At 63.8% G+C, this 25,064-nt stretch carries 25 protein-coding genes; 11 read left to right on the plus strand and 14 right to left on the minus strand.

Translation table 11 applies throughout. The features are described from left to right. Positions 1-43 precede the first annotated feature (43 nt). Positions 44-1,657: an acyl-CoA carboxylase subunit beta gene (locus tag FQ775_RS14225; protein WP_146301372.1), complete on the minus strand. Its 1,614-nt coding sequence runs from the start codon at positions 1,655-1,657 to the stop codon at positions 44-46. Next, a complete protein-coding gene (locus FQ775_RS14230; RefSeq protein WP_146301373.1) occupies positions 1,657-2,532 on the minus strand; it encodes an SDR family oxidoreductase in 876 nt (291 codons plus the stop codon). The genes FQ775_RS14225 and FQ775_RS14230 overlap by 1 nt, the downstream gene beginning before the upstream one ends. A gap of 132 nt (positions 2,533-2,664) precedes the next feature. Between FQ775_RS14230 and FQ775_RS14235 the strand changes: the two genes are divergently transcribed. Both FQ775_RS14235 and FQ775_RS14240 read left to right on the plus strand, forming a co-directional pair. Continuing rightward, positions 2,665-2,946, plus strand: coding sequence for an SCP2 sterol-binding domain-containing protein (locus FQ775_RS14235; RefSeq protein WP_146301374.1), 282 nt, complete (start codon positions 2,665-2,667; stop codon positions 2,944-2,946). 128 nt (positions 2,947-3,074) lie between these two features. Continuing rightward, a complete protein-coding gene (locus tag FQ775_RS14240; RefSeq protein WP_146301375.1) occupies positions 3,075-3,440 on the plus strand; it encodes a hypothetical protein in 366 nt (121 codons plus the stop codon). Positions 3,441-3,479: 39 nt separating this feature from the next. Here FQ775_RS14240 and FQ775_RS14245 read toward each other — a convergent pair whose 3' ends face one another. Both FQ775_RS14245 and odc2 read right to left on the minus strand, forming a co-directional pair. Then, positions 3,480-4,097: a GNAT family N-acetyltransferase gene (locus tag FQ775_RS14245; protein ID WP_146301376.1), complete on the minus strand. Its 618-nt coding sequence runs from the start codon at positions 4,095-4,097 to the stop codon at positions 3,480-3,482. Between the two features lie 95 nt (positions 4,098-4,192). After that, positions 4,193-5,326: an ornithine/lysine decarboxylase gene (gene odc2 / locus FQ775_RS14250; protein WP_146301377.1), complete on the minus strand. Its 1,134-nt coding sequence runs from the start codon at positions 5,324-5,326 to the stop codon at positions 4,193-4,195. A 540-nt stretch (positions 5,327-5,866) separates the two neighbouring features. On the opposite strand from odc2, the gene FQ775_RS14255 reads away from it, so the two are divergent. From FQ775_RS14255 to FQ775_RS14270, 4 genes are all read left to right on the plus strand, one after another. After that, positions 5,867-7,066: an amidase gene (locus FQ775_RS14255; protein ID WP_146301378.1), complete on the plus strand. Its 1,200-nt coding sequence runs from the start codon at positions 5,867-5,869 to the stop codon at positions 7,064-7,066. Beyond that, positions 7,066-7,962: a LysR family transcriptional regulator gene (locus FQ775_RS14260; RefSeq protein WP_146301379.1), complete on the plus strand. Its 897-nt coding sequence runs from the start codon at positions 7,066-7,068 to the stop codon at positions 7,960-7,962. Before FQ775_RS14255 ends, FQ775_RS14260 begins: the two co-directional genes overlap by 1 nt. A gap of 70 nt (positions 7,963-8,032) precedes the next feature. Further along, positions 8,033-8,698 (plus strand): DUF1007 family protein, encoded by a 666-nt coding sequence (locus FQ775_RS14265; RefSeq protein WP_146301380.1) that lies wholly within the window; start codon positions 8,033-8,035, stop codon positions 8,696-8,698. A 2-nt stretch (positions 8,699-8,700) separates the two neighbouring features. After that, positions 8,701-9,759: a nickel/cobalt transporter gene (locus tag FQ775_RS14270; protein WP_146301381.1), complete on the plus strand. Its 1,059-nt coding sequence runs from the start codon at positions 8,701-8,703 to the stop codon at positions 9,757-9,759. Positions 9,760-9,773: 14 nt separating this feature from the next. Here the strand turns inward: FQ775_RS14270 and denD are convergent, their stop codons facing one another. The 4 genes from denD to FQ775_RS14290 all read right to left on the minus strand — a co-directional run bounded on the left by denD (position 9,774) and on the right by FQ775_RS14290 (position 12,495). Then, positions 9,774-10,754 carry a D-erythronate dehydrogenase gene (gene denD, locus FQ775_RS14275; protein ID WP_146301382.1) on the minus strand — a complete coding sequence of 327 codons (981 nt, stop codon included), beginning with the start codon at positions 10,752-10,754 and terminating at the stop codon, positions 9,774-9,776. Beyond that, entirely contained in the window at positions 10,751-10,957 is a 207-nt protein-coding gene (locus FQ775_RS14280) for a hypothetical protein (protein WP_146301383.1), read from the minus strand. The genes denD and FQ775_RS14280 overlap by 4 nt, the downstream gene beginning before the upstream one ends. Continuing rightward, positions 10,957-11,715 carry an SDR family oxidoreductase gene (locus FQ775_RS14285; protein WP_146301384.1) on the minus strand — a complete coding sequence of 253 codons (759 nt, stop codon included), beginning with the start codon at positions 11,713-11,715 and terminating at the stop codon, positions 10,957-10,959. The genes FQ775_RS14280 and FQ775_RS14285 overlap by 1 nt, the downstream gene beginning before the upstream one ends. 84 nt (positions 11,716-11,799) lie before the next feature. Continuing rightward, entirely contained in the window at positions 11,800-12,495 is a 696-nt protein-coding gene (locus FQ775_RS14290) for a GNAT family N-acetyltransferase (protein ID WP_146301385.1), read from the minus strand. Between the two features lie 81 nt (positions 12,496-12,576). Here FQ775_RS14290 and FQ775_RS14295 point away from each other — a divergent pair, with 81 nt between their 5' ends. Together FQ775_RS14295 and FQ775_RS14300 are read left to right on the plus strand one after the other, a co-directional pair. After that, positions 12,577-13,746 carry a pyridoxal phosphate-dependent aminotransferase gene (locus tag FQ775_RS14295; protein WP_146301386.1) on the plus strand — a complete coding sequence of 390 codons (1,170 nt, stop codon included), beginning with the start codon at positions 12,577-12,579 and terminating at the stop codon, positions 13,744-13,746. Positions 13,747-13,802: 56 nt separating this feature from the next. Continuing rightward, positions 13,803-14,177 carry a YciI family protein gene (locus tag FQ775_RS14300; RefSeq protein WP_146301387.1) on the plus strand — a complete coding sequence of 125 codons (375 nt, stop codon included), beginning with the start codon at positions 13,803-13,805 and terminating at the stop codon, positions 14,175-14,177. A gap of 18 nt (positions 14,178-14,195) precedes the next feature. Here the strand turns inward: FQ775_RS14300 and FQ775_RS14305 are convergent, their stop codons facing one another. Both FQ775_RS14305 and FQ775_RS14310 read right to left on the minus strand, forming a co-directional pair. Next, entirely contained in the window at positions 14,196-15,974 is a 1,779-nt protein-coding gene (locus FQ775_RS14305) for an SLC13 family permease (protein WP_146301388.1), read from the minus strand. A gap of 161 nt (positions 15,975-16,135) precedes the next feature. After that, the gene (locus FQ775_RS14310) at positions 16,136-16,891 is read right to left on the minus strand and encodes an SDR family oxidoreductase (RefSeq protein WP_146301389.1); all 756 of its coding nucleotides are present in this window, start codon (positions 16,889-16,891) and stop codon (positions 16,136-16,138) included. A gap of 293 nt (positions 16,892-17,184) precedes the next feature. Here FQ775_RS14310 and FQ775_RS14315 point away from each other — a divergent pair, with 293 nt between their 5' ends. After that, entirely contained in the window at positions 17,185-17,802 is a 618-nt protein-coding gene (locus FQ775_RS14315) for a TetR/AcrR family transcriptional regulator (protein WP_146301390.1), read from the plus strand. A 5-nt stretch (positions 17,803-17,807) separates the two neighbouring features. Here the strand turns inward: FQ775_RS14315 and FQ775_RS14320 are convergent, their stop codons facing one another. After that, positions 17,808-18,566 carry a tellurite resistance TerB family protein gene (locus tag FQ775_RS14320; protein WP_146301391.1) on the minus strand — a complete coding sequence of 253 codons (759 nt, stop codon included), beginning with the start codon at positions 18,564-18,566 and terminating at the stop codon, positions 17,808-17,810. A gap of 93 nt (positions 18,567-18,659) precedes the next feature. Further along, positions 18,660-19,604 (minus strand): oxygen-dependent tRNA uridine(34) hydroxylase TrhO, encoded by a 945-nt coding sequence (trhO, locus tag FQ775_RS14325; protein WP_146301392.1) that lies wholly within the window; start codon positions 19,602-19,604, stop codon positions 18,660-18,662. Positions 19,605-19,669: 65 nt separating this feature from the next. Between trhO and FQ775_RS14330 the strand changes: the two genes are divergently transcribed. Beyond that, the gene (locus tag FQ775_RS14330) at positions 19,670-20,677 is read left to right on the plus strand and encodes an N-acetylmuramidase domain-containing protein (RefSeq protein WP_246730134.1); all 1,008 of its coding nucleotides are present in this window, start codon (positions 19,670-19,672) and stop codon (positions 20,675-20,677) included. Between the two features lie 75 nt (positions 20,678-20,752). Next, on the plus strand, positions 20,753-21,397 hold the full coding sequence (locus FQ775_RS14335; RefSeq protein ID WP_146301393.1) for a 2-dehydro-3-deoxy-phosphogluconate aldolase: 645 nt from the start codon (positions 20,753-20,755) through the stop codon (positions 21,395-21,397). Positions 21,398-21,413: 16 nt separating this feature from the next. Here FQ775_RS14335 and mepK read toward each other — a convergent pair whose 3' ends face one another. Then, complete coding sequence (gene mepK / locus FQ775_RS14340; RefSeq protein WP_146301394.1) at positions 21,414-23,234, minus strand: peptidoglycan L,D-endopeptidase MepK; 1,821 nt, start codon at positions 23,232-23,234, stop codon at positions 21,414-21,416. Between the two features lie 238 nt (positions 23,235-23,472). Then, complete coding sequence (locus FQ775_RS14345; RefSeq protein ID WP_146301395.1) at positions 23,473-24,987, minus strand: sigma-54-dependent transcriptional regulator; 1,515 nt, start codon at positions 24,985-24,987, stop codon at positions 23,473-23,475. Positions 24,988-25,064 lie beyond the last annotated feature (77 nt).

Genomic DNA, 25,064 nt, shown 5'->3' on the forward strand with positions numbered 1-25,064 from the left:
TCCTCCTCTGCTTCCCCGAGGTGACGGAGAACGCGTACCTTCGCTATCCTCGCGCGACCCCGAAGCTGTTCGGCCTGAGCTCCCTGCCCGCGCCTTCTGCGGCGATCTGAAGGCAGAGCCCGAGGATACGGCGCGTATCGCGCGGATCGATGATGCCGTCGTCCCAGAGTCGCGCCGTGGCGAAGAGAGCGGTCGATTGCGCCTCCACGCCGGCCCTGATGCCACCGCTCATCTTGCCAAGCTGCTCCTCGTCGACCTCGGCTCCGGACGCTGCCGCCTTGCCGCGATGCACGATCTCCATCACCTTCGCCGCCTGTTCGCCGCCCATGACGGCCGTGCGCGCCGACGGCCACGAAAAGATGAAGCGTGGCGAGAACCCTCGTCCGCACATACCGTAGTTGCCGGCGCCGTACGAGCCTCCGAGAATGAAGGTGAATTTCGGCACCCGCGCATTGGCGACGGCCTGGATCATCTTGGAGCCGTGCTTGATTGCCCCGTCGCGCTCGGCTTCTGAGCCGACCATGTAGCCGGTCGTGTTCTGCAGGAAGACCAGCGGCACGCCGGTCTGGTCGCAGAGCTGGATGAACTGCGCCGCCTTCAGCGAACCGGCCGGCATGATCGGCCCATTATTGGCGAGGATGCCGATGCGGTGGCCTTCGACAGCGGCGTGGCCACAGGTGGTATCCGGCGCATATTCGCGTTTGAACTCGAAGAAATCCGAACCGTCGACGATGCGCGCGATCACCTCCTTCATGTCGAACGGGGCCTTCTCGTCCGCCGGCACGATCCCCATCAGTTCCTCAGGATCGAACACTGGGGCGGGAGCGACGGTCCGCACTGCCCCGACGTCGTCCCAGGCCAGCTGCTTCATGATCTCGCGGCCGAGCGCGATCGCCTCGACATCGTCCTCGGCGATGTATTCGCCAAGGCCCGTGACCCGGCCATGCAAGTCGGCGCCGCCGAGATCCTCGTCATTCGCTTCCTCGCCGATCGCGGCCTTCACCAGCGGCGGCCCGGCGAGGAAAATTTTCGATCGCTTGCGCACCAGCACGACGTAGTCGGAGAGCCCGGGCAGGTAGGCGCCACCGGCGGTCGAGGAGCCGTGCACGATCGCGACCTGGGGAATCCCGGCAGCCGACAGCCGCGCCTGGTTGGCGAAGGAGCGCCCGCCCTCCACGAACATCTCCGCCTGGTAGAGCAGATTAGCGCCGCCGCTTTCGACGAGGTAGATCAGCGGCAGCCGGTTCTCGAACGCGATCTCGTGCAACCGCAACGCCTTCTTGAGCCCGATCGGCGGGATGGTCCCGCCCTTGATGCCCGAATCCGAGGCTGAGACGATGCAGCGTCGGCCCGCGACCACGCCGACGCCGGCTATGGTGCCGCCGCCCATGATGTTCTTCTCGCCGTCGTCGTCATGCATCTTGTAGCCGGCAAGCGTGCTGAGCTCGATGAAGGGCTGGCCGCGATCGAGAAGACGCTCCACTCGCGCCCGCGGCAGGATCTGGCCGCGCTCGGCAAAACGTTCGCGGCGCGACGCGGAGTTTTCGCGCACCCGCCTCTCGAGGTCGCGCACCTGGCCAAGTTTGTCCGACATCGCCTTGGTGTTGGCCCGGAAGGCTTCGGAGCGCGTGTCGAGCGCAGTCGAAAGAGCCGGCATCAGCCTTTCTCCTCGCTGGCCAGCACCTCCGGCACCACCGCGCGGTGGAAACCGTCGAAAGCGGCAATCCTGCTCGTCGGCTTGACCGGGTAGAGCGGGTTACCGAGAGGCGCGCCACCGTCGATCGGCACGGTGACGCCGGTGACGAAGGATGCGGCATGCGACAGCAGAAAGCACACCACCGAGGATACCTCGGCCTCGACGCCGATGCGCCCGATCGGCACGTGGTTCTTCAGTTGCGGGATGAGCGTCTTGGTCATGCCGTCATAGGTATCCATGCCGGACGATGTGATCCAGCCCGGCGCCACGGCGTTGACCCTGATGCCATACTGACCCCACTCGTAGGCTGCCGTCTTGGTGAGGTTCACCATTCCCGCCCGCGCCGCGCCGGAATGCGCCATGCCCGGCATGCCGCGCCAAATGTCGGCCGCCATGTTGACGATGGCACCGCCATTTTCACCCATCGTCTGGGCAAAGACCTCGCGCATGACCAGAAAGCCGCCGGTCAGATTGTTCGAGACCACGGCCTCGAAACCGCGCTTGGAAATGGCCTCAAGGGGCGCTGGAAACTGTCCGCCGGCATTGTTGACCAGGCCATGGACATGACCGTGCGCGGAAACGATTGTCGCGACCGCCTCGCGCACGGCATCCTCGTCGCGGATGTCAAAGGCGCGGATCTCGGCGCTGCCGCCATCGGCGGCGATCTCCGAGGCCACCTTTTCGAGCTTTTCGACCTTGCGGCCGGCCAGAACGACATGGGCGCCGAGCGAAGAGAGTTCGTGCGCGATGCAGCGCCCAATGCCGGAGCCGCCGCCGGTGACGATATGGGTCTCGCCGCCGAAGCAGTTTTCGCGCAGTATGCTCTTGTAGCCCATCGCGCTCCTCCTTCCGCAGGACGAACGCTAGTCAACGTTGACGTAAACGTCAATCGACTGATATGGGGTCGACGCGGCCATCGGGGCCGAGAGGAAACACGCAAGGCTGCCGCCGCCACGAGGAGAATGATGATGAGCCTGGATTCCATCGCAGCGAAAATCGGCGAACGCGTCGCCGGCGCCGGCTTCGACAAGTCGGTGAAGTTCGACCTCGGCGAGGCCGGCGTCATCGTGATCGACGGCGCCACGGTGTCGACCAACAACGCCGATGCCGACTGCACCATCTCAATGTCGAAGGACGATTTCGAGTCGCTGGTCTCGGGTGAACTCGACCCGACTGCTGCCTTCATGCAGGGCAAAATGAAGGTGGACGGCGACATGTCGGCCGCGATGGCGCTCAGCCAGGTGCTCTGACCGGCCACAACGGGTCCGGTGTCCGTCCCTCGCCAGGCGGCCCCACCGGTCCCTTCGGTGCACAATTTCGGCTCTTGCCGGCGTAGGCCTGTCGGACATATTGTGTGCTGGGTCGGGGATCGAAAATCATGACCAGCTGTCGTATCTGTGTAGCTGCCGCAGGCGTGGCAGCTATTGTTTTGCCTGCGTACTCGGCCGAGCTCAGCGATGGTGCCTATGTCTGCACGTTGTCGAGTTATATGATCGGGGTGATCGAGATCGACGGAGACGTCTATCGTGGCCCCGCCTTTGACGGCGAATATGAGGGCGATTACCCGTTCACGGTGGCCGACAATGTCATTCTTTGGCAGGGTCCTCTTGGGGGTCTGTCGTCCGGCGGCAATCGCGTCGTGAGCACCGTGCTCAAGAAGGCCGTTGGCGGATCCATCGGGTTCGACATCACCATCCAGAACGAGCGCGGTAACTTCCAGACGATCAGCTGTTCACCGGAATAGTGCCGGAGGCTGCCCGCCCACAGCCTCCGGCTTTCGTGGTCAAGCGGCCCGCCGCAACGCCTGAACCTCGATCCTACGTCCCGATGCCCTTACAACCCCTCGTGCCCCTGCAAGTGCGCCGTCGATAAGTTCGAGCGCCAGAAGACGATGCTTCTCGTAGGGTCCCGGCATGGCGAGCTCGTCGCTCCGCTCGGCGCTGAAACCGAAGCGCTCGTAATATCCGGGGTCTCCGACGAGCAAGATCGCGCCGTGCCCGCGTCGGCGGGCCTCGGCGATCGCGTGCCGCATCAGCGCAACGCCGATGCCCGCACCCTTGAGCGCCGGTTCCACCGCTAGCGGACCGAGGAGGAGCGCATTAGGCCCATTGTGGCCGGCGCGAACATTCCACAACCGCACGGTACCGACCAGGCGTCCATCGCCGTCCATCGCCGAGAACGCCAGCCCATCGGCCGGCAAACGACCCCGGCGCAGTTTCTCCGACGATTTGCGCTTGCGACCCGGCCCCATCGCCCGGTCGAGCAGCACCTCGCGCGCGGCTTCATCGGCCGGCGATTCCGGTGCGACGACGACAGCCTGTCCAGCAACCTCCTGAACCGGCTCGCTGCCCGATTGGGCGGCAAATCCGCCGGCTACAGACGGCACAAGCAGAGATTCCATATCCGCGATCCTTCACCAGCGGAGAGATATTCCACGAGCGAACCTGTCGCGGGCGCGATGGCCCGCGGCAGGGTGATCCGAGAGGCCTGAGCCTCTCAGATCACGTAGGATCGGAGCGGCTCGAAGCCGTTGAAGGCGACCGAAGCGTAGGTGGTGGTGTAAGCACCCGTTCCCTCGATCAGCACCTCATCGCCGATGGTGAGCGTCAGCGGCAGCGGATAAGGCGTCTTCTCGTAGAGTACGTCGGCCGAATCGCAGGTCGGGCCGGCCAGCACGCACGGCGCCATCTGGTCGTGGTCGCGGCCGGTCACGATCGGATAACGGATCGCCTCGTCCATTGTCTCCGCCAGCCCGCCGAACTTGCCGATGTCGAGATAAACCCAGCGCACATTGTCATTGTCGGCCTTCTTCGAGATCAGAACAACTTCCGACTTGATCACGCCTGCATTGCCAACCATGCCGCGGCCCGGCTCGACGATCGTCTCAGGGATGCGGTTGCCGAAATGCCGACGCAGCGCACCGAAGATGGCCTGGCCATAGGCCTGAGCCGCGGGCACATCCTTCAGGTAGCGGGTCGGGAAGCCGCCGCCCATGTTGACCATCTTCAAGACGATGCCCTCCTCCGCCAGCGTCGCGAAGACACGGCCCGCATCAGCGAGCGCGCGGTCCCAGGCGGTCAGGTCGGTCTGCTGCGAGCCCACATGGAAGGAGACGCCATAGGCTTCGAGGTCGAGGCCATGCGCGTGGCGGAGCACATCCACCGCCATCGTCGGTACGCAGCCGAACTTGCGCGACAGCGGCCATTCGGCGCCTTCGCCGTCGGTGAGAACGCGGCAGAAAACACGCGCGCCCGGCGCCACGCGGGCGACCTTCTCGACTTCCTCGACGCAGTCGACGGCGAACAGCCGGATGCCAAGATCGAAGGCACGTGCAATGTCGCGCTCCTTCTTGATTGTGTTGCCGTAAGAGATGCGATCGGCGGTCGCGCCGGCGTCGAGCGCCATCTCGATTTCGGCCACGCTTGCAGTGTCGAAGGACGATCCGAGCGAGGCCAGCAGACGCAGGATTTCCGGCGCGGGATTGGCCTTCACGGCGTAGAAGATGCGGCTGTCGGGCAACGCCTTTTCAAAGGCACAAAAATTGTCGCGCACAACGTCGAGATCAACGACGAGGCAGGGTCCGTTGGGGCGTCGGGTGGCGAGGAAATCGAGGATGCGCTGGGTTGCCATCGGTCTCTCCATTGGCGGGCGGACCCGCCTTGCTCAGGGTCGCGGGCATCGCTGCCGCAAGGCTGCGATCCGCATGGACAAAGGACGTGGCCAGCTTCCAGGAACCGGACGGTGGAAGTCACCGGCACCTCGAACGCCTGTCACGCGGCGGTGAGCTTCCGCCTTGCGGCGAACGCTCGCTTTGTCTGCCTCAGCTTTGGATTGGGGAGACCCCTCCGCACTGCCGGCAATGAAGGTGTGCCTCTTCAGTAACCCCGGTCTTTGGACGACCGGCAGACACCAGAAAGGCCCGCACCGTCGTTGCTTCAAGATGTCCTCGGAATGGCGGTTGGCCGTCAGACCGACTGGAGGGGTTAGTTCCAGGTACCTTACCGAGACCCTCACCATAACGAGGGACCGGCGGACACCCACAGGCACGTGCGACTTTGGGCAGGCGCGATATAGGCGCGGCGTCTGTCACAATCAATGAAAAAAACAAGCGGGCTTGAATTTTTTCAGATGTCGAACATTCTTCGCCCAACCGTGCAGAGATTGCGAACGATGACGATTGCCCGCGACCCCTTCAACGCCTTTCTCGATTTCCCGGAAGTCTCTGTTCCGCATGCTGAAACGGGTCCTATTGCCGGCAAGAGCCTGGCCGTGAAGGACATCTTCGATGTTGCCGGCCTCAAGACCGGATGCGGCAACCCCGACCGGCTCGCCGAAGCCCAGGCCGCGAATCGCTCCGCCCCTGCCGTCGACAACCTGCTGCGGGCAGGCGCCCACTTTATCGGCAAGACCCAGACCGACGAACTGGCCTTCTCGCTGCTCGGCCAGAACGCGCATTTTCCCTTCCCGGTGAACCCTGTTGCTCCGAACCGGGTGACAGGCGGCTCGTCATCCGGGTCCGCAGCCGCCGTCGCCGGTGGCCTTGCCGACATCGCCACCGGGTCCGACACAGGCGGCTCGATCCGCGCACCTGCAAGCTTCTGCGGCCTGATCGGCCTTCGCACCACGCATGGCAGGATCTCGCTCGCCGGCACCATGCCACTCGCCCCTAGCTTCGACACCTTCGGCTGGTTTGCACGCGATATCGATACCTACGCGCAGGTTGCCGGTACCCTGCTCGGCGGCAAAGTTCCTCCAACGATAAGGAAAGCCCGCCTTCTCCGCCTTGCTGCGCTTGACAAGCTCGTCGTCGGTCCAGCCGAAGCCGCCGAGTACGAAAAAATGACGGCGATAGTCGCCGCTGTCCTCGGCGAACCAGAACCGGCCCCGCCGCTTGGCCATGACATCGACCACCTCTACTGGTGCTTTCGGCGCCTGCAGGCCTACGAGGCATGGGCTGTCCACGGCGAATGGCTGTCGCTGAAGGACCGCCATCTCGGCCCGGGCGTTCGCGAACGGTTCGATTTCGGCGCCACTGTCGGGTGTGAGACCGCCGCCGCGGAAACTCAGCGAAGGTCCGCCTTCCGCGACGAACTCGGGGCGCTGCTTGGCGAAGACACCTTCATCCTCATGCCGACGGTGCCCGGCGCGGCGCCGCTCAAGGACGCCGGCTTCGACGACCTGCAGGCCTATCGCGAGCGCGCCCTGCGCCTATTGTGCCTGTCCGGCCTCTCGGGTTTTCCGCAACTCACTCTGCCGCTCGGCTTGCTTGACGGCGCTCCGTTCGGCATCTCGCTGCTCGGGCCGGCAGACAGCGATCTCGCCTTGCTCGCAATTGCTCGCACCGTGCTCACCGGACAGGAAGGCTACTGATGGACACGCTGACCCGCATGCGCGCCTTTATTTCGGTGGTCGAAGCTGAAGGCTTTTCGGCGGCGACGCGCAAGATCGGACGCTCCAAGGCGCTGCTTTCGAAATATGTGCGCGAACTCGAGGACGAACTCGGCGCGCTGCTGCTGAACCGCACGACGCGCCAGTTTTCGCTCACCGAAGCAGGCCACACCTATTTCCGCCGCGCCAGCGAAATCATCCGCGAGATCGACAGCCTCGCCGATTCGGTGCGTGAATCCTCCGGCGATGTGAAGGGTCGCATCAAGCTTTCCGCCCCGCGGACTTTCGCCGATGCGCCGATTGGACAATCGCTGGTCGATTTCGCGCAGGCTCATCCCGACATCGTGCTCGACATCAATCTCGACGATCGTTTCGTCGACCTTGTCGAAGAGGGCTTCGATCTGGCCATTCGCATCGCGCGCCTGGAAAATTCGTCGCTGATCGCGCGCAAGCTGATGCCATTTTCAGTCAAGGTTTGCGCATCTCCCGACCTGATCTCGCGGCTGGGTACCCCGCAGCGACCACAGGATCTCGCCTCCCTGCCCTGCATCATCGACACCAACGGCCGCTGGCTTTCCAACTGGCCCTTCCAGGGTGACAATGGGGAGCTAATCACGGTTCCGGTCTCCGGCCCTATCGAGGTCAACAGCCCCTTGACCGCGCGGGCCGCCGCCCTTGCCGGCCTTGGCTACACCATCCTGCCTGATTTCATCGCAGAACCGGATATAGAAGCAGGCCGGCTGAAGACCCTACTGGATGATCGCGTTCCGACGGGCGCGGGCATTTTCGCCGTCTATCCGCACCGACGTTACCTGCCTGCCAAGATCCGCGTGTTCGTCGACTTCCTGGTGACCTGGTTCAAGGACAAGCGGGCTTGAAAGCAGTCCAATTTTTGCCCGCTTTATGCTACAGCAAGAAACCTCGCTCACCGGCTCCGGATAGGGAACCATGCGGTCGATCAAGCGCAACACTATATGCTCCCTCGCCGCGTCCCTGGCGGTTGGCTTATCCTCTCAGGCTCTGGCTCACCCGCACGTTTTTGCCGAAGCGCGTCTCGATGTCGTGGTGGAAGAAGGCCGCACGGTAGGGGCGCTTCGCCACGTCTGGCGTTTCGACGATCTGTTTTCCAGCACCGTTCTGGTCGAGTTCGATCAGAACGGCGACCTCAAGCTGGGTACGGAGGAACTCGAACTGGTCTCGAGCGTCGTCTTCGAATCACTCGCCGAGTTCGGCTATTTCCAGGTGGTTTCGGCCGACGGCAAGCCCGTCGCCATGAAGGCTCCCGAGCGGCTGATGGCGAATTTCGAGGATAACCAGCTGATCATCCTGTTCGAATCGGAACCGAAGGAGACCTTGCCCTTGGCAGGCACGCTGGATTTCGGCGTTTACGACCCCACTTTCTATACCGCGATCGACTTCGTCGAGGACGAGTATCTGGCCGTAACCGGGCTTCCGGAGATCTGCAGCCGCAAGGTCGTTCGTCCCGACCCCGACGAGGCAATCGCCCAGAACCAGGGCAGCCTTACCGACGCTTTCTTCGACGACCCGGGAGGCAACGATCTCAGCAAGATTTTCGCCACGCGCCTCGAACTGAACTGCCAGGCGCAAGGCTGAACATGGCTTCCGCGAAATCACGTGCACTGACGTTCACCGTAGCAGCGTGCGGCCTTGCCGCGCTGACCGTCGCCGGCGCGCATGCGCAGAGTTCGCTCGGCATCGGGACCAATGAGGCGATGCTGCCGCAGACGGGGCTGTTCGGCGGTTTCCTCAACTGGGTCAACACCCAGCAGCAGGCTTTCTACCGCGCACTGACCGGTGCGCTGAAGGCGATGCGAGACGACGGCAGCAAGGTCTGGCTGCTGGTCGGCCTGTCCTTCGCCTATGGCGTCTTTCATGCCGCCGGCCCCGGGCACGGCAAGGCCGTCATCTCTTCCTACATGCTGGCCAACGAGGTCGCGCTCAGGCGCGGGGTCATGTTGTCCTTCGTCTCCGCCCTTCTGCAGGCGGTGAGCGCGATCCTGCTGATCGGCGCGGTGTTCCTGTTCCTGCGCGGCGGCGCCATCTCGATGACCGACGCCACCTGGTTCATGGAGGTCGCCAGCTACGCGCTGATCACGGCATTCGGGGCCTGGCTGTTGTGGCAGAAGGCCGGCGGGCGGTTGCGCGGCCTGCTGTTGGGCAACCCCGCTCGCACACTGTCAGCCGCGGTCGCTGATCGACCTGACCATGTGCACCATCACGACCATGCGCCCCACCACCACGACGCGCATCATCACCATCATCACGATCACGGCCTTGGAGAGGTCTGCGCCACCTGCGGCCATGCCCATGCCCCGGATCCGAAGATGCTTGCGGGCGATCGTTTCAGTTGGCGAACGGCATGGTCGGCGGTCATGGCGGTCGGGTTGAGACCATGCTCCGGCGCCCTGATCGTCCTCACCTTTTCTTTCCTCAACGGGCTCTGGCTTGCCGGCATCGTCTCGGTCTTCGCGATGGCGGTCGGCACGGCGATCACCGTCTCGGTTCTGGCCACGCTGGCGGTGACGGCGAAGAACTGGGCCGTCGCCATTGCCGGCGACGGACGCGCCGGCAACCGCATCCACGCCGCGATCGAGATCGCCGGCGCGGCGCTGGTCTTCCTGCTTGGGCTGACGCTTCTGACCGCCAGTCTCTGAGCGTGAACGAGCACTTAAGCGGGCCGAGCGTTTCCGCTCAGCTCGTCCTCGATATGGGCCCTGACTATGTCGTCAAAACTGGTTTCGGCAACGAAGCCGAGTTCCCGCGCCCGTTGCGACGTAAAGCGCGTCGGCCAGTTCTGGACGATCGCCCAAACCGCCTCGTCTTCCTCTTCGCGGATAAGCTTCACCACTTCGGAACCGGCAACGCGCGCCAGCGCCTCGATCTGCTCGCCGACCGTGCAGGCAATACCCGGCATGGTCAGGTTGCGGCGCGGACCGACCGTCTCACCGTCAATGCCTGCGGCATGGATCAGGAAGCCGACCGCCGAACGCGGGCTGGCATGGGTATGAAGCGAACTCCTCGGCACCGGCAGCACGGTTTCGCGCCCGGCGAGAGGCTCGCGGATGATCGCCGAGAAGAAGGATGAGGCGGCCTTGTTCGGCTTTCCGGGCCTGACGCAGATCGTCGGCAGCCTGAGGCCGATGCCGTCGAAGAAGCCGCGCCGCGAAAAGTCCGCGAGCAACGCTTCGCCTATCAGCTTCTGGGTACCATAGCAGGTGCGCGGAGTGGCATGAAAATCGTCGGGGATGATGTCGGGAAACGGCGCACCGAACACTGCTATCGACGAAGAAAACACCACCCGAGGGGCGTGACCGGCGGCGCGTATTGCCTCGAAAAGCAGCCGTGTCCCGTCGAGATTGACCCGGTAGCCCTTGTCGACATCTGCCTCCGCCTCGGCCGAAACCACACCAGCGAGATGGAACACGACATCCGGTTTTGGCTTTATCAGCCGCTCCGCCTCGCCGTCGGCGGCGAGATCGCCGACTATCACGTTCACCTCGGCACCGGCGATCTCTGGTGCCTGTGCGGCGACGATGTCGTGCAGGTCGAGGCGAGCGATCGGCCTCCCATTGAGCATTGGGTCATGCGCCAGCCGCTCGGTGAGCTTGCGTCCGATCATGCCCGCCGCACCCGTGATCAGCACCTTCATTCGTCATTCCTCCGCTGTGTCCTTGCCCGCAGCCAGAAGACCAGGAAGAAGGCCGCAACGAACAGGATTGCGATACCGCCTGCCGCTGCCGGCGATATGTCGCCGACGGCCAGCATGATCGTCGGCATGAAGAAGGCGACAATCCCGAAGCCGACCATGATAAGCCCGGCCGCGATCAGCGAGCTGCGCGTTTTCGGATCCATCACAAGGTCCAGCCGCCATCGATCGGGATCGCCGTCCCGGTGGTGAATGCGGCTTCGTCTGAGGCTAGATAGACGGCAAGCGCCGCGATCTCGTCGGGCTCGCCAACGCGACCCATGGGCTGGCGCGACACGAACATTTCCATTGCCTTGTCCTTGCCCCCGACCGAACGCCCGAGTTCGTCCACTCGTGCCTCCCACGATGGCGAACGCACGGTGCCGGGACAAATCGCGTTGCATCGCACTCCCTGACGGATGAAATCGACGGCTACCGACTTCGTCAGGCCGATGACGGCTGCCTTGGTGGTACCGTAGACATAGCGGTTGGGGGCTCCCTTCAGCGAAGATGCGCCCGACGACATGTTGATGATGGAGGAAGACTGACCGGTCATCTCCGCGCGGCGCAGCATGCCGGGCAGAAAAGCGGAAATCAAGCGGTGCATCGATGTCACATTGAGATCGAAGGAGAACGCCCAGTCCTCCTCCGAGCAATCGAGCACCGTGCCGTGGTGCACAAAGCCGGCAACATTGACCAGGATGTCGATATCGCCGACCTTCTCGGCATATCGGCTCACCGCCTTGTTCGAACGTACATCAAGCTTTGCCTTCTTCACCCGTCGGAGGCCGTCGAGCTTGTCACGTGCGATGTCAGAGGCATGCACGGTCGCGCCCTCGGCCACGAAGGCTTCGGCGATCGCCCGCCCGATCCCCTGCCCCGCAGCCGTCACCACCGCGATCTTTCCCTTCAGCCTGCCGGCCATTCGCTGTTCCTCCCCTCCTGCTGCATCCCTGCGCGTCGATGTTCATTGCAGTGCCGGTGATCGCCGCTGCCACGGAAACACTTGCTATCCCGTTGCCGCGGCCATGTCGGCGCGAAAATCCTCAAGTCGGCGCTTTTGCCGCCCGCTGTCATCGAAATTGGCTGGATCGAGCCAAGTCTCGAAGGCCCGTTTGGCCGCCGGCCAATCCTTGTCGAGCATCGCATACCACGCAGTGTCGCGATTTTCGCCTTTGACGATCAAATGTTGGCGGAAGACACCCTCGAACGAAAAGCCGAAGCGCTCCGCAGCCCGCTTCGACGGCGCATTGCGGTCATTGCATTTCCACTCGTAGCGCCGGTAGCCGAGTTCCTCGAAAACATAACGCGCAAACAAGTAGAGCGCCTCCGTCGCCCCCGGCTTTCGCGACACCAGCGGTCCCCAGTAGATGTTGCCGATCTCGATCACGCCATTGGCGGCGTCGATGCGCATCAGCGTCTGGCGGCCGGCGACCGACCCGCTCTCCTTGTCGATGACCGCGAAGAACAGCGGATCCTCGCTTGCCGTCGCCTTGACGAGCCATGGCTGGAACTGATCGCGGCCTTCAGGCGGATAGTCCGGAAGCCAGCGAAAACGGTCACCGGCGTCCGCAACCGAGGACGCCTCGAACAAGCCGTCGCCGTGCTTTGCCGCGTCGAGCGGCTCAAGCCGCACGTAGCGGCCTTCGAGAATTTCGCGCCGGGGTAGCGGCCTTGGCGTCCAGTCTTTCAGCACCTCGTCCACGCTTGCCCTCCAGAGTTTGACTTTTTGCGCCGATGGCTCACAAAACCGCTGGCACGAAACAGGATCAGGCAGACGCTCGCAATGCTCCACACGACAAATGCCTTTGACCGCATCGGCGAGGAGAATGCCTTCGCCGTGCTGGCGCGCGCCACCCGGCTGGCGCAACAGGGCCGCGACATTATCAATCTGGGCATCGGCCAGCCTGACTTCAGTACGCCCGAACATATCGTCGAGGCCGCAGTGAGGGCTCTGCGCGATGGACACCACGGCTACACGCCGGCGACCGGACTGCTGGCGACGCGCGAGGCGGTGGTCCGACGAACCTTGACGACGACAGGCGTCGAGGTCTCGCCCGAGAACGTCATGATCATGCCGGGCGGCAAGCCAACCATGTTCGCGGCGATTCTGATGTTCGGCGAGCCCGGAGCGGAAGTTCTCTATCCCGATCCCGGTTTCCCGATCTATCGCTCGATGATCGAGTTCACCGGCGCCACCCCGATCCCGGTTCCGGTGCGCGAGGAAAACGGCTTTGCCTTCTCTGCCGAGGAAACGCTTTCACTCATCACACCGAAGACGCGGCTGTTGATCCTGAACTCGCCAGCCAACCCGACCGGTGGGGTAACGCCGCGCACGGAGATCGAAAAGCTGGCGGCCGGCCTTGTCGACTTCCCGGACGTCGCGATCCTGTCGGACGAGATCTACGACGTCATGACCTATGACGGCGAGACGCATTGCTCGCTGCTCAACTTCCCGGAACTGCGCGATCGCCTGGTGATCCTGAACGGCTGGTCGAAGACTTGGGCGATGACCGGATGGCGGATGGGCTGGTCGATCTGGCCTGACGAACTCTTCGACAAGGTCCGCAAGCTTGCGGTCAACTGCTGGTCCTGTGTCAATGCGCCGAGCCAGTTTGCCGGCATCGCCGCGATCGACGGGCCGCAGGACGAGGTCGACGCCATGCTCCGCGCCTTCGACCGCAGGCGCCAGGTCGTCGTGGAAGGGCTGAACAGCCTGCCAGGCGTGTCCTGCGTGACACCGAAGGGCGCCTTTTACGCCTTCCCGAACGTTTCCGGCACCGGCAGAAAAGCCAAGGAGCTTGCCTCGGCGCTGCTCGAGGATGCCGGCGTCGCGCTCATCGGCGGCCCGGATTTCGGCGTGCTCGGTGAAGGCTACATTCGCCTCTCCTACGCCAATTCCGAAGAAAGCATCCTGCGCGCACTGGAACGGATTGAACAATTCCTCAGCGCGTAGTCCGGTCGCGCCTCGCTCTTGGCAGCAATCACCTCTGTCACCGCCGGAGACTGCAAATGCTCTTTGCCATCCTCGCCTATCACGAAGAAGGCGCGATAACCTCGATGACCCCTGAGGAAGACGACGCGCTGATGGGGGACCTCATGAAGGTTCACGACAACATCAACGAGAAGAACCGCCTCGGCCCCGCGGCACGTCTGGATTTGACGCGCTCCGCGATGACCTTGCGCGGGCCGGGAGAAGGCATGATTACGGACGGGCCGTTCGCCGAGACCAAGGAACAGTTGCTTGGTTTCTACGTCATCGAATGCGATTCAGCGGACGCGGCGATCGATGCCGCCCGCCGGTTGCGGCGCGTCAACACCTCGGCTGTCTACGAAATCCGCCCTATTCCTTTCTACCTTCCCGGTGTCGCTGTCGGACAGGAATAGCCGACGGACGGCCGCCGGTCAGAGATCGTAAAGATACCAGATCGCCAGGCAGGTCGCCGCGGCGATGGAGAGGTTCATCGGCAGGCCGATCTTCAGGAAATCCGTGAAGCGGTAGTTGCCGGCACCATAGACCAAGGTGTTTGTCTGGTAGCCGATCGGCGTAGCAAAGCTGGCACTGGCGCCGATCATCACCGCGATCAGGTATGGCCGCGCATCAACGCCGATCTGGGCGGCGAGTCCGATCGCGATCGGCGCCATCAGCACGGCAACCGCATTGTTGCTGACCAGTTCCGTAAAGAGCGACGTGATCAGATAGATCACCACCAGCATCACCAGCGGCGACGACTGGGAAAGGAGAGGCGTCAGGAAGGCGACGATGATCTGCACGGCGCCGGTGCGTTCAAGTCCAGCGCCAATGATGAGCATCGAAAAGATAAGGATCAAGATGCCGCCGTCGATCGAACTCCAGGCCTCGTCGCTGTCGATGCAGCGCAGGACGAGGATAGCGGCGACCGCCAGCATGGCAAGGATGGCGATGTCCATCACATGGAAGGCCGCCAGCGCTACCACCGCGGCCAGCGCCAGCGCGGCCACGGGGGCCTTGCCGCGCCGATAGGGCCGGCTGCTCGGGCGGGTCACGGAGACAAGCGCGGCGTCCTCGGTCAGCGCATCAAAATTGTCCGGCGGGCCTTCGAGCAACAGCTTGTCGGCGGGCCTCAGCTTGACGCTTTCCAGGTCCGAGCCCGGTATGTGGCGGTGACGATGGGCGCCAAGCACCCTCACACCGTATCGCCGACCGAGTGACAGGTCGGCGATGCGTTCGCCAGCAGTTCCACGGTGTGGGGCCACAACGGCCTCGACCGCGACGGTCTCGCCCGAACGTTCCTGCCCGCGACGCATGCCTACGCGCAGGCCGGATTTTTCGTTCAGCGTCAGGATTTCGGCTGCCGTACCAGCGATAATGAGTGAATCGCCTTTCTTCATTGTCAATTCCGGGACGCCGTCGCGGATGATCTCCGGACCGCTGCGAAGTCCCAGGATGCGCAGCCCCGAGCGGTTGAAATCCGCGAGCTGGCCGATTTTCTGCTGGGTGTAGCGTCCCTCCGTCCGCACCGTGACTTCCGAGAGGAACTCCGTTTGACTGCCCGGCGAGGTTTCGGCCTCGCTGCGGCGGTCGGGCAACAGGAAGCGCCCCAGCAACAGCATGACCACCGTCCCGGTCAGCGCGGCCACGATGCCGACCGGTGTCATCTCGAAGATCGAAAACGGCACCAAGCCCGCCTCGCGCGCCACGCCGTCGACGAGGATATTTGTTGAGGTACCGATCAGCGTGCACGTACCGCCCAGAATCGCCGCGTAGGAGATCGGGATCAGGAGCCGTGTCGCGGCCACATCGATCGAGCGCGCCAGCCTGAAAACGATCGGAATCAGGATCAGCACCACGGGCGTGTTGTTCATGAAGGCGGACGCGGCGACAGTGCCTAGAAGCAAGACAGCGATCGCGGCCGCCGGCCGTTGCGCCGCATAGCTGATCACCGTGTCGGCGACAGTCTCCAGAACGCCAGTGCGGACCAAAGCGCCCGACAGCACAAACATCGCCGCGATGGTGAGCGGGGCAGCGTTCGAGAAGGCGGCGAGCGCTTCGTCGGGCGGCGTGAGGCCGAGCACGAGGAAGCCCGCTGCACCGGCGACCGCCGTCACTTCCGGCGGATAGCGCTCGACGATGAAGGCGGCGAGCAGCACGACAAGCAAGGCCAGGGCCACATATGCCGAATATGCGCCGAACATCATTTCCATAGACGGGAATGTCCCTCGCTTATGTTCCGCCGCAGTTCGACCATCGGCAAAGCCTGCCCATCAACGCTTCGCCCGATCGTACGTTCCTCATGGAAGCGCGCCTTGGCGGCCTTGTCCAAGCAAATCCGTTGAAGATGAGCGATGCTTTGGAACGGTTTTTCTCAACCGCGGCCGACGAATGGCATCTTCGTCGCCATGACGGTCATGAAGAGAACGTTGGCGTCCAAAGGCAGGCTTGCCATGTGGAGGACCGAACGAGCAACATTGTCGACATCCATCACCGCCTCGACCGCCACCTCGCCGCTCGCCTGCGGCACACCCTTGGCCATCGGCGCCGCCATCTCGGTCAGCGCGTTGCCGATATCGATCTGGCCGCAGGCAATGTCGAAGGGCCGGCCGTCAAGCGCCAAGGTCCGCGTCAGCCCGGTGATGGCATGTTTCGTCGTGGAGTAAGGCACAGAGCCGGGTCGCGGGGCATGCGCCGAGATTGAGCCGTTGTTGATGATGCGACCACCCATCGGCTGCTGCCGGCGCATCTGCCGGAACGCGGCGCGCGCGCACAGGAAGGCGCCCGTCAGGTTGACGTCGACCACTGCCTGCCAGACATCGACGGGGGTTTCGTCGATCGTCGCACCCTTGGAGAACATGCCGGCATTGTTGAACAAGAGGTCGACCCGGCCGAATGTAGCCACGGTCCTGTCGAACAGCGCGTCGACCTCCTCAGCCCTGGTGACGTCGCAAGCGACGGCAAGCGGCTTGCCGGCCGTGTCTCCCGCAATCGCCGCGGCATCGTCGAGCAAGTTGGCACGCCGACCGGCAAGAACCGTATTCCAGCCGTCTGCAAGCAGAGCCAGCGCGACCGCCTTACCGATCCCACTGCCCGCCCCGGTGACGATCGCGACCTTGTTGCTTGCCATAACGTCCTCCTCGTACCCCCTGCACATTGCAGAGGACGTGGTGGAGCGCAAGCTGTCGTGATAATGAGAAGGGCGGCCATTCGCGGCCGCCCGATCTGGACCATGCTTGGGAGGAGGAAAGCTGATCCGACTGAATTCAGCTTGCTCTCAATTGGTTAACAAAAACTTAATGCATGGCGGTTCATTTCGAGGCGACGTATGGGGAACGCAGACGCCGCCCATTTTGACGGTAGAAAGATTGTTCCTGCCTGTCCGCTTTGGTACTGATCCTCCGGTCACCATGGGGGAGTTTTGTGGCCGAAAGAGACGTTCCGCCTAAACCCGCCTATCATCATGGCGATTTACGCAACGCGCTTCTGGTTGCCGCCGAACAGGAACTGCGGGCAAAGGGCCTGGAGCGTTTCACCTTGCGTGGCTGCGCCAAGCGTGCTGGCGTTTCCCATGCAGCACCCGCACATCATTTCGCCGATGCCACCGGACTTCTGACGGCGCTGGCGACCGAAGGCTTTCAGCGTTTCATCGCCACGCAGAGGGCAAGACAGGCGAAAGCCGCGCCCGATGCACGCAGCCAGTACGTCGCAGCCGGACTCGGCTATATCGACTTCGCGCTGGCCAATCCCGAACTCTTCCGGCTGATGTTCTCGTCGCGCCGGGCGGACTTTTCCGAACAGGAACTCGATCGGGCCAGTGCCGCTGCCTACGACCATCTGGTGGCGACTATTGGCACGTTACGCGGCGATGATCCGCGCGCGAGTCACGGACGTCAGGCAGACGTTACCGCCTCATGGGCGATCGTACACGGCCTCGCCGACCTCTTGCTTTCAGGGCGCATCCGGAGCCTCGACAGCCTCGAAGGCAGGGAACGCGACAATGCCCTCGCGGCGATCATCGCGCGCAGCCTGCCCGCATAGGTCGCCTACCAGGGTGACGCGGGACCGCCAGGTTCGGGTTTGTCGCTCGTTTCAACCGTTCCCGCCGGCTCCTTCGCCGAAGAGACCGTAGCCTCGATGTGGTCAACGAGGGCATCGGGCAGTTGCAAGCGCCCGGCCAGCATATCGAGATAACCGCGCTCGGCGCGGCTCTCCGGTTCGATCGCCAATCGTGATGCGGTGTAAAGCTCGACCCGCTGCGCCTCGGTACGAGCCGCCGACACCAGAGCATCGAGATCGACCGGATTCTTTAGTTCCGAAACAAGGAAAGCTTCCGCTTCGGCGCCGACCCCGGACAGCTTCAAGCGATCGGCGATCCGTCCGCGTTCCTCTTGGTCGATATGCCCATCGGCACGCGCCGCCGCGATCATGGCCCGCACCAGGCTGAGCGCAAATTCGGTCTCGCCCTGCGGAGCTTCTTCGGGCCGAAAACCGCTGTCGACAGGCGGTGGCAGCAATTCCGGATCCCGGGCCGCTTCCGCATCGGGCTCACCGCCACCGCGGTAGTTCTGGTAGGCCTTGTAGGCTAGTCCGGCCACGGCGGCGAGCCCGCCGACCTTAAGCGCCGTCCCGGTCAGTGCACGGCCCGCGCCGGTCCCCAGCAGGACCGCAGCAATCGCCCCCGTGGCGATCGGGTTGTCCTTGGCGAGTTGTGTCGCCTGCCCTGCCTTGTCGCGGATCGTCGACTCTGTTCCCGGGATTTTTGTCCCGAGCAGGTCATCAAGCAGTTTCTTGGGGTCGAACATGCGGCCTCCGTCTGTCAGGCGGTCGAAATATTTGCGCTGCTTTCCAGCTAGGACGGCACACGCAACAATACAATGACTGCCTCCTCCAAGAGGTCAACCGGAACGGTCGCGTCGGCCGATATGTCGAAGCCCTCCGCGTTGCGCGGCAAGTTCTACCTGACGCTGGCGCTCGGCATAACGCTCGCGGTCCGCATACGAACGCTCGTCGTGGCAATGCAGGCACGACACGCCCACTTCGTAAAGCGACGAAGCCCTGTCGGCCGGTGTCAGGGGGCGACGGCAGGCACGGCAAAGCTCGGCGTTTCCCGCGCCGAGACCATGCGTGACCGAGACGCGTTCGTCGAAGACGAAACACTCGCCACGCCAGCGGCTATCATCGACCGGAACCTGTTCGAGATATTTGAGGATGCCACCCTTCAGATGGAAGACCTGCTCGACCCCGATCGACTTCATATACGCGGTCGCCTTTTCGCAGCGAATTCCGCCGGTGCAGAACATCGCCACCTTGCGTCCGACCAATTCACCGCGCCGCGCGGCGGCCCAGGCTGGAAATTCGCGAAAGCTGGCCGTTCCCGGATCAAGCGCGCCCTCAAACGTGCCAAGCGCGGTCTCATACGCGTTGCGCGTGTCGACGACGACGGTATCCGGATCGTCGATCAAGCGGTTCCATTCGCCGGGTTCAACGTAGTCGCCGGCGTCTTCGACCGGGTCGATCCCGTCGACGCCCATCGTCACGATTTCACGCTTGATGCGGACCTTCATGCGATGAAACGGCATCTCGGCCGAGCGGCTGAACTTGATCTCCAGTCCCGCAAGGGCCGAATCCGTTTCCAGAAAGGCTACAAGGGCATCAATGGCGGAGTCGGTTCCGGCCACGGTCCCGTTAATTCCTTCTGGCGCCAGGATCAGCGTGCCGCGAATGCCATGCCTGTCGCAGAACGCACGTAGCGGTTCCTGCAATTGCCGACAGCGCGGCAACGGAGCAAAACGGTAGAGCGCGGCGATCTTGATCGGCAGGTCGGTGCGGGATGGAACCATGGGGCAATCGCCTATCGCCTCGCCCGCCAACGTGCAAGCGGGGGCGGTTTTGTCAATCCGTTCCGATGCTTGCCGGCCACATGACCTTAACGCCGATGGTCGCGGCCCCTGGCATTCGATCCACCTCCTGCAACGCACGGCGACAATGCCGGCTGCACCTCAGGAGAAGCTCAAAGATGTTTTCAAGCGAAGTCATTCGATCGATCGCCGCCGCCGCGCGCGGCGCCAGGCTCGAGCCGGCGACGCTGCTGGCGATCGCCCACGTCGAGAGTGCAGGCAAGCCCTTCGCCATCGTCGGCGGAAGGCCAGAGCCGATAATCCGGTTCGAGGGGCATTATTTCGACCGCCGACTTACGGGCGCCAAACGAGTTCAGGCGCGCGCGGCAGGGCTCGCATCCCCGAAGGCCGGCGAGGTCGCCAACCCCCGCACGCAGGCCGCCAGGTGGCAACTCTTGGCGCGCGCCGAGGAGATCGACCGCAAGGCAGCGCGCGAATCGGTCTCCTGGGGTATCGGGCAGGTCATGGGCGCGCATTGGGCATGGCTCGGCTATGCGAGCGTCGACGCGCTGGTGGAAGCCGCCCGTTCCGGCGTCGAGGGCCAGGTCACGCTGATGTTGCGCTACGTCGAAAAGGCCGGACTGCTGCCAGCACTCAAGCGACGCGACTGGAAAACGTTCGCGAAGGGTTACAACGGGCCGCAATACGCGAAGTATGCCTATGATCGAAAAATGGCTGCGGCCTACACCAGATATGCCGCCGCCAACGACGGCGAGGATACCGCGCAGGAAACGCCCGGGTCGCGCCGGCTGGCGAGAGGCATGCGCGGCACCCATGTGCTGGAACTGCAGCGGCTTCTGATCAGGGCCGGCGCCCTAATTTCGGCCGATGGGATCTTCGGGCCGCTGACCGAGCAGGCCTTGCGGTCCTTTCAGCAGCACAACGGGCTCGCCATCGATGGCATCGCCGGTCCCGAAACGATGTCGGCCTTGCGCCGGCACAAGCAGATCGCGCAACCTCCCGGGGTGTGGGCGCGCTTCCTGTCAGCGTTCGCCGCCTGGCTTGGCCGGGAATGATTTCGCGGCGGCGGCTTCTGGTTTGGCGGACGATCGTTTATACCGCGCCTGGATCAGGAACCGAGTGAGCCGCCAATGCCCCAGAAAGCCGACAAGCTGCTGCCCGTGCTGACCGGGCAGCCCGTCATCCCGGTGCTGAAAATCCAACGGGCCGCCGATGCCGTGCCTTTGGCCCGCGCACTGGCCGCCGGCGGCCTGCCGGCCATCGAGATCACTCTACGCACTGCGGAAGCGATCGATGCAATAAGGCTTGCCGCGTCGGAAGTACCCGAAGCGATTGTCGGCGCCGGCACGATCCTCACGGCACGCCACTTCGACCAGGCGAGACGCGCCGGGGCGCGCTTCATCGTCAGCCCCGGCACGACACAAGAACTGCTCGATGCGGCTCGCTCAACCGATGTCCCGTTGCTGCCGGGGGCAACGACCCCGAGCGAGGTCATGGCGGCGGCTGAGGAGGGCTACAAGATCCTGAAGTTTTTTCCTGCCGAGCAGTCGGGCGGCGTTGCCTTCCTGAAAGCGCTGTCGTCGCCGCTGGCGGGCACCCGCTTCTGTCCAACGGGCGGCGTTACCCCGCAAAACGCGAGCGCCTATCTGTCGCTGCCCAACGTGATCTGTGTGGGAGGCTCCTGGGTCGCCCCTGACAATCTCGTTGACGAGGGCGAGTGGGGCGCCATCACGGCGCTTGCGCGCGAAGCGGCGGCGCTGGCACCGGCAAGGTAGGAGACTGGGTTCGGGCCTACTCAGCCTCGAAGCGGGCTACCGACAGGAAGGTTACCGCGTTTCCCGCGAAACGAGCCGGGTCGGGTTCGCCCGGCTCCGGCTGGAAGCCGCCTGTATAGACCTGCGTAGGTGCGATGCGGATGGCGCTGTGGGCCAGAGACGGCGTCTTGGCGCTGGAGATGGCACGAGTCACACGGCCCGCTGTTTCGAGCGCCCAGCGCGCCTGTACATCCTCAATCGGCAAGGTGACGATACGGCGATCGCCCTTGGCGTCGGACGGTCCCGGCTTTGCCGATTTCTGCGTCGTGCGCACGGACGGTGCAATCACATCTTCCGGCTTGCTGTCGCCGGTGCTTGCGAGCAGCAGCGCGCGTTGCGTGTCAGGCGCAATCGCCAGACGGTTGCGCTTCTCTGGGATCGGCCCTGTGGTGCCGGTAATCTCCTCACGCAGCCGGTCGCCCGGGCGTGGCTCGGGCAATGCCGCGATGATTTCTTCTAGAGGCCCGCCACCAGGACGGAATTTCGGGATCGGAGCGAAAGCCGCCAAGACCAGTTGACGCTGCTCCTTCTCCTCTTCCTTGTCGGCCGCGATCAGCCGGGCACTCTTCTCAATGATCGCACCGATCGCCGATTTGCGGATTTCCGCGGCCGCATCACCATCTTCCTGCGGCCGAGCCGCGGCGAGGGCTGCGGCGACCGCCTGCGCCTGTCCGGGACGCGTCGCGGGCAGTGGTACGCCATAGGCCAGCGCCTCGCCGTCCTTGGTTTCGGCGTCATCCGCAACAGACGCGAGCGCGAACGCCTGGCCGGTGTCGGTCTGCGGACGCGGAGCGAACGCGGGAACCGGGATACTGCGTTGCGGCAACGCAGCCAGAATGGTTTCGGGCGTTTCCTCGGTCTTTTCGGGCTCAGGCGCCGGACGTGCCGGCTCAGGCGCCGCAGCAACGGCCACCCCCGGAAGCTCGTCCGCCGGCTTGGGCTTCGTCGGACCCTGCCGCCTTGTCGCGATCATGCCACGATCAAGAGGCTCCTGCGAAATGTTGCTGCTTTCGTTGTTGTCCTCTTCCTCGTCGGCGCCACCACCGAAGAGGTTGGCCAGCAGGCCGCCACCCGACGAGCCACCTCCGCCGGAAGCGTCGCCACGTGACGGCGTGTCGTCGCTGGTCCGCGCGATCTGGACCGTACCGCTCTTCTTCGACTTGTAGGCGGCGAGCGCCTGGTCATAGCCGGGCAGCGGCTTGCCGTCAGTCGGCACGTGCAAGGTGCGTCCGTTGGGGAACACGGAGGCGAGTTCGCCTCTGCTCATCCGCGGCCAGTGGCGCACGCTGCCGGTGTCGAAATGCACGAAAGGTGAGCCCGAGCGCGGATAATACCCGACGCCTCCAACGCCCAATTGCAGGCCGGCATTTCGCAGCTTCTTGAGCGAGACGCCGGGAATGTAGAAGTCCATCGCCTTGCCCAGCATATGCTGGCTTTTCTTGGCAACGCCGCGACCACGCTTGCGCAGCATCGAATTGGTCGCCGGCGACCGGTAGGCCGACACGACGTGAATATGGTCGCGCGCTCCAACCTTCTGATAGGCTTCCCAAACGACGTCGAGCAGGCGCGGGTCCATCTTGGTCGGCTCGTTGCGCCTCCAGTCGCGCAGGAACCGATTGATCTGATTCAACCCCGAGGACAGGTAGCGCCCGTTGCGCTTGTAGGTTATCTCGGCGCGTTCCTTGGTATGTATGAAGTAGAGCTTGAGCGTCCGCGTTTCCGCGTGCGCGGCACCGGCCGAGAAAACGAAGCAAACCGCAATCAGCAAAATCGCCCGGTGAAAAGGGCGCAAAAGCATGCCGAATCGCCATCCGCCGATGGAAGTCTGGTCGTTCAAATCAAGAGGCCTTGTTGGCTTTGAAGTGTCCCCGGAAGACCGCAAGACGCACTCCGTTGCGTCCGACTATCATTCCTAATGGTTAATCGACGCTTATTGAAGGTGAAATGCGGTCACACGATGGCAGAATTCGGACGCCCGCGGAACGATCAGTATCAAGGTAAACCAATATTTTACACCGGAAATGCCGGTGCCGGGGTCAGGAGATCACCTTTTCGCCGCGGCCGGTTTCCGGGTCGATGCCATATTCCTTGAGCTTGCGATAAAGCGTGGAGCGCCCGATGCCGAGCCGGCGTGCAACCTCGCTCATCTGGCCTCCATAGTGATCGATGGCGAACTGGATCACCTCGCGCTCGATGTCGACGAGCGGCCGAACGTTGCCGCGCTCGTCAAGAGCCTCGAGCGCTCCTTGCCCCATTGAAACATTGTTTCCCAAGTGGCCGGAAATCGAATACCGCACCGGGTCTGCCGCCAGCGCCGGTGTTGAGGCCAGGTGGAGCCCGGTTTCCGTGCCCGGGTCCACGGCACCCACCTGCGCAACGATCTGCGGAAATTCCTCCGACGTCAGCGTCGGCCCTTCGCTGAGTACGACGGCACGAAAGATGGCGTTCTGCAGTTGGCGGATATTGCCTGGCCAGTCATAGGCCTTGAGCACCGCCAGCGCCTCGCCGGAGATTCCCTTCACCCGCCCGTCGGTCTCGGTCCTTGCGAAGCGCGCGATGAAATGCTGCACCAGATCCTCAAGGTCCTCACCACGATCCCGCAAGGGCGGCACGTAGATCGGGAAGACGTTGAGCCGATAGAACAGGTCCTCGCGGAACAGCCCGTCCTTGACCCTTTGCAGGAGGTCCCGGTGCGTTGCCGAGATCAGCCTGATGTCGACTTTGACCGCCGCCCGCCCACCGACCGGGTCGACCTCCCCCTCCTGGACAGCTCGCAACAGTTTCACCTGGACGTCGAGCGGCAGGTCGCCGATCTCGTCAAGGAACAGCGTACCCGAATTCGCTTCGACGAACTTGCCGGCGTGGCGCTCCTGGGCGCCCGTGAACGAGCCCTTCTCGTGGCCGAACAGAATGCTCTCAACCAGATTTTCGGGTATCGCGCCGCAATTGACGGTCACGAACGGCTTGCCGCGGCGTGTGCCCGAGCCTTTGATCGCGCGCGCAATGACTTCCTTGCCGACGCCTGACTCCCCTTCGATCAGGATCGGGATGTTGGACGAGGCCGCCTTTTCCGCCAGGCGGATAACGCGGTCCATCGCCGAACTACGAGTGACGAGATCCTTGATCGCCAGAGTCTCGACGGCGACCGGTTTCGAGCGCCGGGATGCGGCGTCCATCGCCTCGACCTTCAGTGCGTTGGTGATGGCGACGCGCAGCCGGTCCGGTGACACAGGCTTGACCACGAAATCGAACGCGCCGGCACGCATGGCGGCAACCACTGTCTCGATCCCGGCCTGCGCGGTCTGTACGATGACCGGCACGTCGACGCCGCGTTCCCGCATTGCTGACAGCACTGCCAGACCGTCCATGTCGGGCATGGCCAAGTCGAGGATCACCAGTGCGATCGCCTCGGCGGACCCGCCATCCAGATGCGCCATGGCCGCCTTGCCGCCCTCCGCGGCCAGTGCGGCGTAGCCGGCGCGCGTCACCGCGGCGTCAAGCAGACGCCGTTGAACGGGATCGTCATCGACGATGAGTATGGTACGCGACATGGCGATGGCGAGTGCTGCAGTGATCCGAAATTGGTGTCTGGATCATAGTGGCACACCCATCTAAATAGGGGCTCAAC

This window comes from Nitratireductor mangrovi, from assembly GCF_007922615.2.
In the GTDB taxonomy this organism is placed as follows: domain Bacteria; phylum Pseudomonadota; class Alphaproteobacteria; order Rhizobiales; family Rhizobiaceae; genus Mangrovimarina; species Mangrovimarina mangrovi.

What these genes read in the sequence shown, in the direction of transcription:
- FQ775_RS14225 (WP_146301372.1), bottom strand. Translation starts at nt 1,657, where the DNA reads ATGCCGGCTCTTTCGACTGCGCTCGACACGCGCTCCGAAGCCTTCCGG.
- FQ775_RS14230 (WP_146301373.1), bottom strand. Translation starts at nt 2,532, where the DNA reads ATGGGCTACAAGAGCATACTGCGCGAAAACTGCTTCGGCGGCGAGACC.
- FQ775_RS14235 (WP_146301374.1), top strand. Translation starts at nt 2,665, where the DNA reads ATGAGCCTGGATTCCATCGCAGCGAAAATCGGCGAACGCGTCGCCGGC.
- FQ775_RS14240 (WP_146301375.1), top strand. Translation starts at nt 3,075, where the DNA reads ATGACCAGCTGTCGTATCTGTGTAGCTGCCGCAGGCGTGGCAGCTATT.
- FQ775_RS14245 (WP_146301376.1), bottom strand. Translation starts at nt 4,097, where the DNA reads ATGGAATCTCTGCTTGTGCCGTCTGTAGCCGGCGGATTTGCCGCCCAA.
- odc2 (WP_146301377.1), bottom strand. Translation starts at nt 5,326, where the DNA reads ATGGCAACCCAGCGCATCCTCGATTTCCTCGCCACCCGACGCCCCAAC.
- FQ775_RS14255 (WP_146301378.1), top strand. Translation starts at nt 5,867, where the DNA reads ATGACGATTGCCCGCGACCCCTTCAACGCCTTTCTCGATTTCCCGGAA.
- FQ775_RS14260 (WP_146301379.1), top strand. Translation starts at nt 7,066, where the DNA reads ATGGACACGCTGACCCGCATGCGCGCCTTTATTTCGGTGGTCGAAGCT.
- FQ775_RS14265 (WP_146301380.1), top strand. Translation starts at nt 8,033, where the DNA reads ATGCGGTCGATCAAGCGCAACACTATATGCTCCCTCGCCGCGTCCCTG.
- FQ775_RS14270 (WP_146301381.1), top strand. Translation starts at nt 8,701, where the DNA reads ATGGCTTCCGCGAAATCACGTGCACTGACGTTCACCGTAGCAGCGTGC.
- denD (WP_146301382.1), bottom strand. Translation starts at nt 10,754, where the DNA reads ATGAAGGTGCTGATCACGGGTGCGGCGGGCATGATCGGACGCAAGCTC.
- FQ775_RS14280 (WP_146301383.1), bottom strand. Translation starts at nt 10,957, where the DNA reads ATGGATCCGAAAACGCGCAGCTCGCTGATCGCGGCCGGGCTTATCATG.
- FQ775_RS14285 (WP_146301384.1), bottom strand. Translation starts at nt 11,715, where the DNA reads ATGGCCGGCAGGCTGAAGGGAAAGATCGCGGTGGTGACGGCTGCGGGG.
- FQ775_RS14295 (WP_146301386.1), top strand. Translation starts at nt 12,577, where the DNA reads ATGCTCCACACGACAAATGCCTTTGACCGCATCGGCGAGGAGAATGCC.
- FQ775_RS14300 (WP_146301387.1), top strand. Translation starts at nt 13,803, where the DNA reads ATGCTCTTTGCCATCCTCGCCTATCACGAAGAAGGCGCGATAACCTCG.
- FQ775_RS14305 (WP_146301388.1), bottom strand. Translation starts at nt 15,974, where the DNA reads ATGGAAATGATGTTCGGCGCATATTCGGCATATGTGGCCCTGGCCTTG.
- FQ775_RS14310 (WP_146301389.1), bottom strand. Translation starts at nt 16,891, where the DNA reads ATGGCAAGCAACAAGGTCGCGATCGTCACCGGGGCGGGCAGTGGGATC.
- FQ775_RS14320 (WP_146301391.1), bottom strand. Translation starts at nt 18,566, where the DNA reads ATGTTCGACCCCAAGAAACTGCTTGATGACCTGCTCGGGACAAAAATC.
- trhO (WP_146301392.1), bottom strand. Translation starts at nt 19,604, where the DNA reads ATGGTTCCATCCCGCACCGACCTGCCGATCAAGATCGCCGCGCTCTAC.
- FQ775_RS14330 (WP_246730134.1), top strand. Translation starts at nt 19,670, where the DNA reads ATGCTTGCCGGCCACATGACCTTAACGCCGATGGTCGCGGCCCCTGGC.
- FQ775_RS14335 (WP_146301393.1), top strand. Translation starts at nt 20,753, where the DNA reads ATGCCCCAGAAAGCCGACAAGCTGCTGCCCGTGCTGACCGGGCAGCCC.
- mepK (WP_146301394.1), bottom strand. Translation starts at nt 23,234, where the DNA reads ATGCTTTTGCGCCCTTTTCACCGGGCGATTTTGCTGATTGCGGTTTGC.
- FQ775_RS14345 (WP_146301395.1), bottom strand. Translation starts at nt 24,987, where the DNA reads ATGTCGCGTACCATACTCATCGTCGATGACGATCCCGTTCAACGGCGT.